Source organism: Phaeospirillum tilakii (genome assembly GCF_042683125.1).
Lineage (GTDB): Bacteria > Pseudomonadota > Alphaproteobacteria > Rhodospirillales > Magnetospirillaceae > Phaeospirillum > Phaeospirillum tilakii.
The window spans coordinates 40,988-54,568 of sequence record NZ_JBHUIY010000020.1 but is presented as its reverse complement, the minus strand read 5'-3'; the positions used below and the strand labels follow the sequence as shown (position 1 = coordinate 54,568).

The window sequence follows — 13,581 nt, the reverse complement described above, 5'->3', positions numbered from 1 at the left end:
CCATAGCCGGGTATTCCGGCGCCGCAACGCGGCGGCAGACCCGGCCCCACCGCCACCGGCCGGCGCGCGGGCGCCGGCCGGGGCGGCGCGGATCACACCAGCAGGCCGACCACCGCGCCGGACAGGCAACTGGCCAGGGTGCCGGCGACGATCGCCCGCCAGCCCAGGGCGACGATGTCCTGGCGCCGGCTGGGGGCGATCGCCGACAGGCCGGCGATCAGGATCCCGAGCGAGCCGAGATTGGCGAAGCCGCACAGCCCGTAGGTCATGATCAGGCGCGAGCGGTCGGACAGCGCCCCGGCCGGCAGATGGGCGAGCTGGAGATAGGCCAGCAGCTCGTTGAGCACGGTCTTGGTCCCCATCAGCGCCCCGGCGGTGACCATCTCGGCGGCGGGGATCCCCATCAGCCAGGCCACCGGGGCCAGCAACCAGCCCAGCATCCGCTGGAGCGTCAGCGCCTCGCCCGCCACCGCCGGCAACAGGCCGAGCCCGGCATTGACCATCGTCACCAGCGCCACCAGCACCACCAGCATCGAGCAGATGCCGACCAGCATCCGCACCCCGTCGGCGGTGCCCTGCACCACCGCGTCCATCGCCCCGCCGTAATCGTGCGGGGCAAGCTGGGCGGCGCCGGTGCGCGACTCGTCGGGGATCATGATCCGCCCGACCATCAGCGCCGCCGGCACCGAGATCAGCGAAGCGGTCAGCAGATGGCCGATCGGATCGGGGATCACCCCCTTGAGGAAGGTGGCGTACAGCACCATCACCGTGCCGGCGATGGTCGCCATCCCGGTGGTCATCACCAGGAACAGCTCGCCGCGCGACAATTGGACGAGATAGGGGCGGATCAGCAGCGGCGCCTCGATCATGCCGAGGAAGGCGGTGGCCGAGGCCGACACCCCCACCGCGCCGCCGACTCCCATCGCCCGCTCCAGCAGGCGCGACACCGCCCGCACCACCAGCGGCAGGATCCGCCAGTGATAGAGCAGCGCCGACAGCGCGCTGATCAGCAGCACCAGCGGCAGCGCCTGGAACGCCAGCACGAAGCCGGCGGCCGGATCGGTCGCGCTCCACGGCGCCGGGCCGCCGCCGAGATAGCCGAACACGAAGGCGGTGCCGGCCCGGCTCGCCCCCTGCAACGCCTCCACCGCCTGATCGAGGGCGAAGAACAGCGCCTGGGTCGCCGGCACCTTCAGCAGCAGCGCCGCCAGCCCGAGCTGGATCCCGAGGCCGGCGACGATGATCCGCCACGACAGGCGCCGCTTGTCCTCCGACAGCAGGCACGCGATCGACACCAGCCCGATCAGGCCGGCGATACTCTGCAACATCCGAAATCCCCCCTGCTGACGATCGGCCGCCCCCGCTGGCGGCGGCCGGCGCGCACTCCAAACCATTTCCTCCCGAACGCGGTCGGGGGGAACAAGACGGCGCGGCTGGGGGGAAAGCGCGCGGAAAACGGCTCAGACCGGGGCGCCGGGCACGGGCTCGGCCTGACCGGTCGCCAGCCATTCGTCGATGGTCGGCACCAGCGCCTTGAAGCTGATCGAGAAGGCCAGCATCAGCTTGTCCTTCTCGTGGTTGCTGTGCAGCAACTGATCGACCACCTTGCGCAGGATGTCCTTGGCGAAATGGGGCAGCGACAGGATTTCCGGCAGGCGCGGCCCCAGCGCCGAGCGCATCGCGTTGATCAGCACCTCGGTCTTGTCGAGGTTGAGGCGCTGGATCTCGATCAGATTGTCGGCGGCGAGATAGCACAGCACGTCGCCGTAGATCTTCGCCGCCGCTTTGTCGAGCGAGGCGCAGGCGTTGAAGAAGGCGCTGTCCCGGGCGAAGAAGGTCCAGGCCAGATCCCCCAGCATCTTGCGGTAGAACTCGTACATGTCCCGGTTCCACACCGAGATGCCGATGATCGCCTGCGGCCGGTCGGCCAGGATCGAGGAGAAATCGGGACCGGTGGCGGTCTTGACCTTGCGGATCAGCGCCGGATCGAGCGCGCCGATCTCGGCGATCTTGGCCTCGGTCGGCAGCGCCAGCAGATCCTCGCCGATCTCGATGATGTGGCTGTAGGTGAGGTAATGGCGGTAGGCGTCGAGCAGCGGCAACTGCCAGGCATAGGCGACCAGCGCCAACAACTGGCGATCCTTGCGCTCCTCGATCGGATCGACGCTCTGGCGCTCGACCTGCTCGGTGCGCTTGATCAGCCCGAACATGCTCTTGTGGGTCACCGTCTCGGTGACGGTTTCCATCGTCCGGGTCGATTCGAACAGCTTGCGGGCGCAGGTGCGCACCAGCAGATGCTCGATCTGGGCCAGGGTGACCGGGCAGGACAGTTGGGTGTGGTCGTCATGGACCGGCTGACCGTCGCCATCCTTGACGAAGGCGTCGGCGGCGGCGCGGTTGGCGCGGAACGCCTCGATGAAGGCGGCCAGCGCCTCGGGCTGGGAAATCAGCGCGGCGTAGGTCAGCGACGGCTCGACCAACCCTGCCTGACGGAAGGAGTCGAGTACCGCCTTGACCCCGGCGATTACCGCCTTCTTGGTCTCGGAATCAATATCGACCGGGGGCGGAAGCGTAGCGACGGACATGAGACACCCGAGCCCTGTTGTCGTCCCATTCAAGCTTTACTCCCTTGGTCTGGCCCTGGCAAGGCGGTTGGTCAGGGGGAGCGGCTGGCTTCCGGAGGGGACTCCGGCGATGGGGCGGTTCCCGGGTCGGTTCCCAGGGCGATCCAGGTCAACTCGTGCTTGTTGTGCCACAGATGGTGCAGGCGGGCTCCGGGCAGGTCGCGGAACCGGGCGGCGATGGCGTGGTCGGTCTCGCCCTGGAACTTCACCGTGCAGACGAAATTGCCGACCAGCCCGGACTCGCGCCAGCGTTCGACCAGCCGCCACAGCCGCTCGGGATAGCAGATCACGTCGCAGCACAGCCAATCGACCGGGCCGATTTCGGCCGGTTCGAGGGCGAAGGCGCTGCCCTGGCGCCACGACACCCCCGGCAGGGCGGCGACGGCGGGGGCCAGCGGCGCCTTGTCGATCGCGATCACCTCGGCCCCGGTCGAGGCCAGCACCCAGCTCCAGCCGCCCGGGCTGGCGCCGAGGTCAAGACAGCGTTGGCCCGGCCCGGGAAAGCGGCCGGCCAGGGTCAGCGCCTCCCACAATTTGAGATAGGCGCGGTTGGGGGGCGTGACCCGGTCCTCGACGAAGCTGGCCTCGCCGTTGGGAAACGGGCTCGAACAGCGCGCCGCCGCCAGCAGCCGGTCGGGCGCCAGCCAGACGAACGAGCCGAGCGGCGCCGCCGGCGCCGCCGTGCCGAACACCAGCGGCCGGGCCGACACCTTGGGCAGCGCGGCGGCCAGCAATTCGGTGCGGCGGTGCAGCTGGAAGGCATAGGGCCACCAATTGCGCTGGATCGCCCGCAATGCGCGCGCCGCCGCCCCGATCGAGGCCACCGCCAGTTCGACCGGGTCGTGCCAGACATTGACCGCCCAGGCGGCGGGACGGGCCGGGCCGGGCGCCAGCAGCAGCCGGCCATGGCGGGCGACCACGTCGCCCAGCTCCGCCGCCAGATCCTCCTCGAACCCGGGGGCGGCGAGGTAACCGGTCAGGGCCTCGCTCACCGCGCCCGGTCTTCCAGGAACTGCTGCACCGCGCTGTAGAACTGGTGACGGTTGGTCTCGATCAGGGCGGCATGGGTGGCGTTGCCGACCATCACGTAGCGTTTGAACGGCACATGGGTCAGCCGGTTGAACAGCGCCATCCCCATCGCCGGCGGCGCCTCGGCGTCCCATTCGCCCTGGATCACCAGGGTCGGCACCGACAGCTGCTCGGGGTTCCAGCGCGGCTTGCCCGAGGCCCAGAACCGCATGGTGTCGAGCACCACCCCGTTGGGCGCCCGCACCGTGCCGGGGGCGGAGGGAGCGGGATCGGTCGCCAGCGTCGCCTTCAGCCAGTCGCGGAACACCGCGCGCGGCAGCACCGCGTCGCGCCGGTCGGCCGGCACCGATTTCAGCCAGATGTCGCGGGCGTCGTTGGGATCGATCTGGCGCCACGCCGGCACCTGGGCGAGGTCGGCGGCGGTGGGGGCCGGCCCGTCGCGCAGCCATTGCGGGGCGTACAGCACCAGCCGCTCGACCCGGCCCGGCACCTGGGTGGCATAGGACCCGGCGATGGTCGCCCCCCACGACCAGCCGATCAGCACCACCCGCGACACCCCGCGCCGCGACAGGATGTAATCGACCGCGCGGTTGAGGTCGTCGACCGCGTCGGCGGTGTCGATCACCGGGCGGTTGGATTCGGCCGGCTGGCCCATCTCGGCCGGGCGGCCCGATTTGCCGTAGCCGCGCAGGTCGAGGCTGTAGACGTCGTAGCCGCGCTGGGCCAGCCAATCCATCCAGCTCTGCCCCTCGACCGCCAGATCGAAGGCGGTGTGGGCGGGATAGGAGGCGCCGTGCAGGAACAGCACGGTGCGCTCGGGCCGGGCGTCGGCGTAATCGTCGCGATGCTTGTTGCGCAGATAAAGGTCGAGGCCGGACTGGACCGAAGGCACAAAGAAATCCTCGGCCACCACCTCGGCCGCCCCCGCCGTGGCGGGCAGCGAAAGCCACCCCACCAGACCAAGAGTGAGAATCCCCAGCAAGCGCGCCAGATTCGTCATGGTCCCGTCACCCCTTGATGGCTGCGCCGGCATGATGGACATGCCGGGCCGGAGAGAAAACCCCCCCTGGCCTTTTGTCATAAGGCAAAGTGACGCCGGGCTCTGTCGACCCGTCAACAGAAACCGGCGCCCGGCCTCATCCGCTGGCGGTGCCGGCCGGCAGCCGCACCGTGACGATGCTGCCCATCTCGCGCCGGGTTTCGACCTCGATCCGGCCGCCATGGCGCTCGACGAAGCGTTCGACCAGCGCCGGGCCGGGACCGGTCTCGGGCGGGGCGCCAAAGGCGCCGTCGGCGATGATGAAGGCGATCTCGCCCCGGCGGCGCTCGGCCCGCACCCGGACCCGCCCGCCGGCCGGCGCCCGCTTGATCGCGGTGCCGATCAGGGTGAACAGCACCTGTTTCAGCCGGCGTTCGTCGGCGACCAGCCAGCCGATGTCGAGCGGACAGTCGAACGACAGGCTGAGCTTCTTCTCGCGCAGCCGTTCGCGCGCCAGCCCGAGCACGGCGGTCAGCAGCGGATGGATGTCGACCGTGTCGAGTTCGAGCGTCATCTGCCCGGCCTCGATCGCGGCGAGGTCGAGGATGTCGGCGATCAGCCCCTCCAGCCCGTGACTGGCCTCAAGGATGCCGCGGGCATAATCGAGCTGGCGCGGGGTCAGCGGCCCGACGAACTCGGCCGCCAGCATCTCGGAAAAGCCGATCACCGTGGTCAGCGGCTTGCGGATCTCGGCCGAGACGCTGGCGATGAACTCGCTCTTCAGCAGGTCGGCGGCGGCCAGCGCCTCGTTGCGCTCGCGCAGCGCCCGTTCGACCCGGACCGAATCCGTCACGTCGAGCCAGGTCAGCAGCATCGCCCCGTCCGGCAGCGGCACCGAGGCGTAATCGACCACGGTGTCGTCCTGGCGCTCCAGCCGGCCGCCGCGCGGCACCCGGTCGCGGAACAGCGCCAGCAGCCGCTCGCGCAGCACCGGCCAGTCCGAGGCGCGGTCGGGCCGGCCCTCGAACAGCGCCCCCAGCGCGCCGATCACCTCGGTCAGATGCGGCTCGCCCCCCAGCCATTCCGGCGCCAGCCCCCAGATCCGGGCGAAGGCCGGGTTGGACAGGCCGAGCCGCCCGTCGGCGCGGAACACCGCCACCCCCTCGTGCAGGTGGTCGAGCGTCTCGCGCTGCACCGCCAGCATGGTGTTGAACGAGCGTTCCAGCGCCAGGGTGTCGGTGACATCCTCGAAGGTGAAGATCAGCCCGCCATGGGGATGGGCGGCGATGGTCTGGCGCAGGGTGCGGCCGTCGGGCAGATGCAGCAGGGTCTCGGTGGCGTCGATCAGCGAGATGAAGCGTTTGAGTTCGCCTTCCTTGAAGGCGCGGTAATCGGCCACCTCGGGCAGCAGCCGGCGTTCGCGCAGCGCGTCGAGCACCGCGCCGTGGGTCGGCTGGCCGGCCAGCCAGGTGCTGTCCAGCCGCCACAGCCGGGTGAAGGCGGTGTTGAAGAAGGCCAGCCGGGTGTCGGGGGCATAGATCGCGATCGCGGTGGCGAGCCGCTCCAGCACCTCGGCCTGGGCGCTGATGTGGCGCTCAAGCTCGGCCTCCAGTTCCTCGATCCGGGTCAGATCGACGCACACCCCGACGGTCAGCAGCTGGTCATCGGCGGTGAACGGCGCCTCGGTGATCTCGACCAGCCGCCGCTGCCCCGCCAGCACCAGATGGAAGGTCTCGGCGCGGGGCTCGCCGGCGGCGCGGGCGCGGGCGGCCAGCGCCCGGGTCTGCCGCATCACCTCGTCCGAGGCCAGCTCGACCTGCTCGGCCACCACCTCGACGTCGCTCGCCGCCTCGACCGCGCGGGCATAGGCGCGGTTGACCGACACCAGCGACAGATCGTCGTCGCGCACCCACACCGGCATCGGCTGGGCGTCGAGCAGCCCGACCAGCCGCTGGCGCGTCGCCTCCGCCAGGGCGAACCGGCTGCCGAGATCGTCGAGCGCCGCCGCCGCCTCGGTGACGTCCTGCACCCACACCAGCTCGCCGCCGCGCCCGCTGTCCTCGCCGCCCTCGGCGCGGATGCCGATCGCCCGCACCCGCCGCAGCCCGTCGCGCAGCGAAAGATCGAGCGAAAAACCGTCGCCGTCGGCGCGCAGCCGGGTCGCCGCCCGGTCGAGCAGCGCGGCATCGCCCGGCTCGAACGCCTGCAACACCTCGGCGAAATCGGACCGGGTGCCGTTGCCCAGCGCCAGCAGCACCGCCAGCCGGCGCGAACAGATCACGCTGTCGCCGATCCAGGCGAAGAACCCGTCCGGCGCCGCCTCCAGCCCCAGGCGGAACCGTTCGGCCGCGCCGGCGGCGGCGGCGGCGCTCCGCTGGGCCTGGGCCAGCCGCCAGCGCATCCACGCCGCCGCGCCCAGCCCCGGCAGCGCCAGCGCCGCCCCCAGCCCCAGCGACAGCGGATCAAGCCCGGACAGACCGTCCAGCAAAGCCGGATCGGCCGCCACCGGCCCCGCCATCGCCAGCATCGCCGCCCCCGCGGCAATCGTCGTGCGCATCGCCTGTTCCCCGTGAGGATCTCGGTCAAGAGCGTGACGGTCCGGCCGGGAAAAGACAAGCCCGCACCCGCATCGCGATTGCACCCGCCCCGGCACGGCTGATACACCCTCGCCCCACCGCCAACCAGCAAACGGGGCTCCCACGGTGAAAGCGATCTATGATTGGATGATGGCCAAGGCCGGCCATCGCCACGCCCTCTGGTGGCTGGCGGCGGTGTCGTTCATCGAAAGCTCGGTGTTCCCGATCCCGCCCGACGTGATGCTGATCCCGATGGTGCTGGCGGCACCGACCCGCTGGGCCCGCATCGCCCTGATCTGCACCCTGGCCTCGGTGGCCGGCGGTTTCCTCGGCTACGCCATCGGCCATTTCGCGATGGACAGCATCGGGATGGCGATCCTCGGCGCGTTCCATCTGGTCGACAAGTTCCACGCCCTGAAGCCGGTGATCGACGAATGGGGGGTGTGGTTCATCATCGTCAAGGGGATGACCCCGATCCCCTACAAGCTGGTGACCATCACCGCCGGCGCGTTCGATTTCGACCTGGCCCGCTTCACCTTCGCCTCGGTGATCGCCCGGGGCCTGCGCTTCTTCCTGGTGGCGGCGCTGCTGTGGAAGTTCGGCACCCCGATCCGCGATTTCGTCGAACGCCGCCTGACCCTGGTCACCACCCTGTTCGTGCTGCTGCTGGTCGGCGGCTTCGCCGTGCTGAAGTTCCTGTAGGCGGCGGCGCGCCTCACCCGTCCGGCGGCGGCGGGCGGCGGCCGCGCACCTGCGAGCGCAGGCGCACCCACGCCGCCTCCTGCCGGCGCTGGGCCTCGGCCTCGCACGGCACCTGAAACACCACCTTGGCCGGCCACGGCGCCACCAGTTCCGGCGCCGCCAGCACCTCGGGACGGAGAAAGCCCTCGGCGCCGCGAATCACCGTGGCGAAGCCGTTGCCCTCCGATTCGAGCGCGGCATTGTCCGGCCGCAGCAGGAAGGTGAGGAATTTCAGCGCGCCGGCCCGGTTGGGCGGGTCGCGCGGCACCGCCGCCACCTCGCTCCACACCGGATTGCCCTCGCGCGGATAGGCGAAGGCCAGCCCGGGGCGCGACCGCCGCGCCCGCATCACGTCGCCGCTCCACGCCACCACCAGGGCCAGGGAATGGTCGCGCAGCGCCGCCTGGATCCGGTCGGCCCGCACCAGCCGCGCCCGCGCCAGCAGCGGCGCCAGCCGGTTCTCGACCTGTTGCAGCCGGCGCGGATCGGCCGCGCAATGGGGCTCGCCCGCCGCCAGCAGCGCCAGTTGGACCATCACCGGATCGTCGAGCAGGGCGATCCGCCCGACCAGATCGGGCGGCGGCGAGAACAGCAGCGCCAGACTGTCGTGATCGCCGGGATGCACCGAGGAATCGACCGCCAGCCCGGTGGTGCCCCATTGGTGCGGCACGGTGTATTCGTTGCGGGGGTCGAACGGGCGCGAGCGCCAGGGATCCTCGACGTTCCAGAACCCGGCCAGACGGTCGGCCCACACCCGCTCGAGCCGGCCGCGCCCGATCAGCTCGGCGGCCTGATGGTCGAGCAGCAGGGCGACGTCATAGCCGGCGGCGGGATGGTCGAGCCGGCGCGGGATCTCGGCCGGCTCGCTCACCTCGACCAGCCGGACCCGCACCCCGTTCTGCTGTTCGAACCGCGCCAGCAGCGCGGGCGACAGCGCCCCGGCCCGGGCCAGCACCCGCAGCTCGTTGCCGGCCGCGCCGGCCGGGCCGCCCGCCACCGCCAGCAGGGCCGCGAGCAGCAAGGCCACGGCCCGGTGCCGGATCATGGGGTCAGGCCTCGTCCTCGATCCGGCTCATGTCGTCGTCCGACAGGCCGAAATGATGGCCGATCTCGTGGATCAGGACATGGCGCACCAGCCCGGCCAGATCCTCGCCGGTCTCGCACCAGTAATCGAGGATCGGACGGCGGTAGAGCAGGATCATGTCCACCCCGCCCGGCACCCCGCCATAGGCGTGGATGTCCATCGCCGAGCCGCGATACAGCCCGAGCAGGTCGAACGGGCTTTCCAGCCCCATCTCGCGCTCGGTGTCCTCGTCGGGAAAGTCCTCGATCCGGATCACCACGTCGGCGGCGTGGCGGCGCAGTTCCTCGGGGATTTCGGCGAACGCCGCCGCGGCGATCGCGTCGAGATCCTCGAGCGAGGGCGGGGTGGCGTGACGGAAGGGCGCGGACGAACTCATGGTCGCATTCTATCGCGGCGGCGGCGGCGGGACCAGCCCCGGCGCAGGCCGCCCGGCGGCCCGGCCCCGGCATTTGCGCCGGTCGCCAACCCCGCCCCAATCGTGATATCAACCGCACCGTTTCGTTTTGCTCCGATGGGGTCGATCCTCCGTCCGCCCCGACCGAAGGCCTTGTCCCATGTTGCTGCCCAGCACCACCCGCTTTGCCGCCCGGATCGTCCTGCCCCGCCCGGCGCTCGACCACGCGATCGAACTGGCCCACGCCATCGACGGCGAATTCACCCCGCCCGAGGTCGAGGACCATCTGCGCGAGGACGTCACCGCCCTGCTCGAGCATTTCGACCACCCCTTCACCGGCTGCTGGTGGGAGGACGCCCCGCTCGACCCGGCCACCGCGCCGCCGGAGGCGCCGGCCGCGACGGCGGCGGACCCCGACGCCGTCGCGGTCGAATACGGCCTGCTGCTGCTGCGCCAGGGCGACACCCCGCTGGAAATCGAGGTGGTGGTCGAGATCCTTCAGGCCGCGCTGCGGCGCTTCGGCCTGACCGGAGCGATCACGCTGGAATGGTGTGGCGACGGCAGCGGCCCCGACCAATGTTGGGGCGCGGCGGTGGTGCTGACCGCCGACCATGCCTGGGCCTTCAACAGCCGGGCCTGGCTGGCCCAGGCGCTGGCGACCCACGGCTTGGCCGGCCTGACCGAGGCGGCGGCGCCGCTGGCCAGCCCGCTGTTCACCCTGGCCCCGCCGCCGCTGCCGGCCCCGCCCGCGCCCGAGCCAGAGCCCGAGCCCGAGCCCGAAGCCGATTCGGCCGCCGCGGGGGACGCCGAGGGCGAAACCGCCCCGCAGGATCCGGCGGCGCCCGCCGCCGGCTGACCATTACAAAAAGCTCATCCTGCCGCCACGATGCGGTAACCCGGACGGTGCCACAGTTTTCACATCAGCCATGGATGACTTCTTGCGAAACTGACTCGCCTTCTTGTTTAGCCCGTCGCGCCCCCGATCCCCTCTCGAAGGGCGCGCCTCCCGCGAAAGCCCCCGCCCGTCCCCCCCCGGCGCGGGGGTTTTTCGTTGCGGCAGCGGGGCGCGGACGGCGGGCCGGCCTAGCGCAGGCCGAACAGCCGGGCGGCGTCGATCAGGAAAAACGTGGTCGAATCGATCAGGTCGGGCAGGCCGTAGAGGCAGACCAGCCCGGCGAACAGCGAGACGAGGCTGCGGAACAGGATCGCCTCCCAGAACGCCGAATCGTCCGAAGCGAGGGTGCCGGCCCGCGCCGGACCGGCCGAAACCACCGGCTCCCGCCCGCCGGGACCGCCGCGATATCCTGTTTCCCTGCCCGACCGGGACGAGGCCACCTGCCGCTCCTTAACCTCGAATTATGGTTTGCCGCGTCGAATGAAAGGTTTGGGCGCGGCCGATCCGCTTCAAGGTAACGGAGGCCGGGACGACGGTCTGTGAAAAAGCGACAGAAGCCCTGACATGCCGGCGCCCTTCAATCTTTCGGGGCGTGGCGTTGACACAACCTTGTTTTTGACTTTAATTGAATTGATTGATGCCACTTTAGAGTGCGCAGGGCCGCTCTCGCATGTATTTTGCCCACAGCCTGTCCGAGTGTGACGATCGAACGCATTGGCAGAAAATGTTCGATCACGCCACGGGTGCGGCGGCCCTGGCCGCCGAGTTCGCCCGTCCCTTCCAGGCGGATCGCGCCGCCACCGTCGCGGCGTTGCTGCATGATCTCGGCAAATATTGTCCCGAGTTCGCCGCCCGTCTCGAGGGCGCCGACATCCGGCTTGACCATGCCATCGCCGGAGCCGCCGAGATCCGCGCCCTGGGCGCCAAAGCCGCCGCCCAGTGGGACCGGTTCATGGCAGAGCTGCTGTCCTACGCCATCGCCGGTCACCATGCCGGATTGCCGGACTGGCAGACTCTCTCCGACCGCCTGCGACGGGAGCGGCCAACGCCCGATCCGGTCTGGCGCGCGGAGATCGCGGTCGATCCCACCCGTCTCGCCCCGGGGCTGAGGCCCCATCCGGCGAAGACGCGGCTGCCGTTCCAGTTGGGCTTCCTCGGGCGGATGCTGTTTTCCTGTCTGGTCGATGCCGATTACCGGGACACCGAGCGGTTTTACGCCGAGGCGGCGGGAGACGAGCCCGACCGCGACTGGCCCCGTCTGACCGGGATCGTGGGCGATCTGGTCGCCCGGTTCGACGCCCAGATCGCCGCCCGGCAGGCGACGGCCGCCGCGAGTCCGGTCAACCGCCTGCGCCGCGAGGTCCTGACCCATGTCCGGGAACAGGCGGCCCTGCCGCCCGGCCTGTTCACCCTGACGGTGCCGACCGGCGGCGGCAAGACGCTGACCTCGCTGGCCTTCGCCCTCGACCATGCCCGGCGCCACGGGCTGGAGCGGATCGTCTACGCCATTCCCTTCACCTCGGTGATCGACCAGACCGCCCAGGTGGTCCGCGCGGTGCTGGGCGACGAGGTGGTGCTGGAGCATCACAGCGCGATCGAGGCGGAGCAGCCGTCACGGTGGGAGCAACGCGACAAGCTGCGTCTGGCGATGGAGGACTGGGCCGCCCCGATCGTGCTGACCACCAATGTCCAATTGTTCGAAAGCCTGTTCGCCAGCCGCTCCGGGCGCTGTCGCAAGCTGCACAATCTGGCCAAAAGCGTGATCGTCCTCGACGAGGCCCAGACCCTGCCGCTGCCGCTGCTGCTTCCCTGCATGGCCGCGATCGACGAACTGGCCCGCAATTACGGCGCCTCGGTGGTGCTGTGCACCGCCACCCAGCCCGCCCTCGACCGGCGCCATTTTTCCGGCGGGGACGGAACCGGGCTGGACTTGGCGGGGCGGGAACTCGCCCCCGATCCCGAGGCGTTGGCGGCGCGGCTGGCGCGGGTGACGATCCGCTCCGGCGGCCCGCTCGGCGACGCGGATCTGGTCGCGGCGTTGGAGCGCACCCCCCAGGGGCTGGTGATCGTCAACAGCCGCAAGCACGCCCTGGCGCTGTACCGCCGCGCGAGCGAAAGCGGCCTCGACGGGCTGGTTCACCTCACCACCCGCCAGTATGCCGCCGACCGGCGGCGGATCCTGGCCGAAATCCGCCGGCGCCTGACCGACGGCCAGCCCTGCCGCCTGATCGCCACCTCGCTGGTCGAGGCCGGAATCGATCTCGACTTCCCCCGGGTGTGGCGGGCCGAGGCAGGGCTGGACCAGATCGCCCAGGCGGCCGGACGCTGCAACCGCGAAGGCCGCCGCCCGGTCGAAGACAGTATCGTCACCGTGTTCACCGCCCCCGACCACCCGCCCCCGCCCGAGGTGGCCCAATTGGCCGCCGCCTATGCCCGGATGGCGGGGAAGCACCCGGACCCGCTCGCCCCCGCCGCCCTGCGCGATTACTTCGCCGAGGTCTATTGGAGCAAGGGCCCCGATCTCGACCGTCACAAAATCCTTGGCCGATTCCAGGCCGATCGCGGCGGCCTCGCCTTCGAATACGAAACGGTGGCGCGGGAGTTCCGGATGATCGACAGCGCCCTGGTCCCGGTGATCGTCGCGCGGGAAGACGAGGCCAAGGCGGCGCTGAACCAACTCGGGATCGACGGGATCCGCCCCGGCCGGATCGCCCGCGCGCTTCAGTCCTTCGTCGTGCAGGTCCCGGCCAAGGCCCGCGCGCTGTTGCTGGCCAACGGCCATGTCGGTTTCGAGCGGGAGCCGTGCTTCGGCGATCAGTTCGCCGTCCTGCGCACCGAGAGCCTGTACCGGCCGGAAACCGGCCTGCTGTGGGAGGACGCGGACTATCTCGGTTTGGAGCAGTCGGTTTTCTAAGGGGGGTCGGCAGGCTGCGGATAAGGCTATCGTTGTACTCCTGACACAGAGAAGATCTCGACTCCTGCGTCCTTACCTTGGTAAGGTGCCCTCCGTGGATCACTGAAGGGCATTGCCCCGCATTGGAGTGACGTCACCATGACCCCCCATTCGGTAAATTATGTGCACGTGCAGCAATTCGTTCAGATCAAGGACGATGTTCATTGGAGCGACCTCATCCTCGTGGCGATTTTTGTGATTTACAAAATCATGCTGCAATTCTTTTAATCCCAGAGGCTCGCTCCTTCGTCGCCCCCCCCACGTGGGGGGCGTGGATCGAAACTCTGTATCCATAAGCACGACGAT

General features: G+C 70.3%; 11 protein-coding genes. 3 read left to right on the top strand and 8 right to left on the bottom strand.

Annotation, left to right across the window (positions count from 1 at the left end):
- Positions 1–92: 92 nt before the first annotated feature.
- The 5 genes from ACFSNB_RS11225 to ACFSNB_RS11205 form a co-directional block, all read right to left on the bottom strand.
- Positions 93–1,328 carry a NupC/NupG family nucleoside CNT transporter gene (locus ACFSNB_RS11225; protein ID WP_377316529.1) on the bottom strand — a complete coding sequence of 412 codons (1,236 nt, stop codon included), beginning with the start codon at positions 1,326–1,328 and terminating at the stop codon, positions 93–95.
- Between the two features lie 132 nt (positions 1,329–1,460).
- On the bottom strand, positions 1,461–2,585 hold the full coding sequence (locus ACFSNB_RS11220; protein WP_377316527.1) for a hypothetical protein: 1,125 nt from the start codon (positions 2,583–2,585) through the stop codon (positions 1,461–1,463).
- A gap of 71 nt (positions 2,586–2,656) precedes the next feature.
- Positions 2,657–3,616: an SAM-dependent methyltransferase gene (locus ACFSNB_RS11215; RefSeq protein WP_377316525.1), complete on the bottom strand. Its 960-nt coding sequence runs from the start codon at positions 3,614–3,616 to the stop codon at positions 2,657–2,659.
- Complete coding sequence (locus ACFSNB_RS11210) at positions 3,613–4,653, bottom strand: alpha/beta hydrolase (RefSeq protein WP_377316523.1); 1,041 nt, start codon at positions 4,651–4,653, stop codon at positions 3,613–3,615. Before ACFSNB_RS11210 ends, ACFSNB_RS11215 begins: the two co-directional genes overlap by 4 nt.
- Before the next feature lie 136 nt (positions 4,654–4,789).
- Positions 4,790–7,189, bottom strand: a complete 2,400-nt coding sequence (locus ACFSNB_RS11205; protein WP_377316521.1) for a PAS-domain containing protein — start codon at positions 7,187–7,189, stop codon at positions 4,790–4,792.
- A gap of 166 nt (positions 7,190–7,355) precedes the next feature.
- On the opposite strand from ACFSNB_RS11205, the gene ACFSNB_RS11200 reads away from it, so the two are divergent.
- Positions 7,356–7,910, top strand: coding sequence for a YqaA family protein (locus ACFSNB_RS11200; RefSeq protein ID WP_377316565.1), 555 nt, complete (start codon positions 7,356–7,358; stop codon positions 7,908–7,910).
- A 13-nt stretch (positions 7,911–7,923) separates the two neighbouring features.
- Here ACFSNB_RS11200 and ACFSNB_RS11195 read toward each other — a convergent pair whose 3' ends face one another.
- Both ACFSNB_RS11195 and ACFSNB_RS11190 read right to left on the bottom strand, forming a co-directional pair.
- Entirely contained in the window at positions 7,924–8,994 is a 1,071-nt protein-coding gene (locus ACFSNB_RS11195; RefSeq protein ID WP_377316519.1) for an extracellular solute-binding protein, read from the bottom strand.
- Between the two features lie 4 nt (positions 8,995–8,998).
- Complete coding sequence (locus ACFSNB_RS11190) at positions 8,999–9,409, bottom strand: metallopeptidase family protein (RefSeq protein ID WP_377316517.1); 411 nt, start codon at positions 9,407–9,409, stop codon at positions 8,999–9,001.
- A 178-nt stretch (positions 9,410–9,587) separates the two neighbouring features.
- On the opposite strand from ACFSNB_RS11190, the gene ACFSNB_RS11185 reads away from it, so the two are divergent.
- Positions 9,588–10,283 (top strand): hypothetical protein, encoded by a 696-nt coding sequence (locus ACFSNB_RS11185; RefSeq protein ID WP_377316515.1) that lies wholly within the window; start codon positions 9,588–9,590, stop codon positions 10,281–10,283.
- 227 nt (positions 10,284–10,510) lie between these two features.
- On the opposite strand, the gene ACFSNB_RS11180 is transcribed toward ACFSNB_RS11185, so the two are convergent.
- Positions 10,511–10,762 carry a hypothetical protein gene (locus ACFSNB_RS11180; RefSeq protein ID WP_377316513.1) on the bottom strand — a complete coding sequence of 84 codons (252 nt, stop codon included), beginning with the start codon at positions 10,760–10,762 and terminating at the stop codon, positions 10,511–10,513.
- Positions 10,763–11,046: 284 nt separating this feature from the next.
- Between ACFSNB_RS11180 and cas3 the strand changes: the two genes are divergently transcribed.
- The gene (gene cas3 / locus ACFSNB_RS11175) at positions 11,047–13,236 is read left to right on the top strand and encodes a CRISPR-associated helicase Cas3' (RefSeq protein ID WP_377316511.1); all 2,190 of its coding nucleotides are present in this window, start codon (positions 11,047–11,049) and stop codon (positions 13,234–13,236) included.
- Positions 13,237–13,581 lie beyond the last annotated feature (345 nt).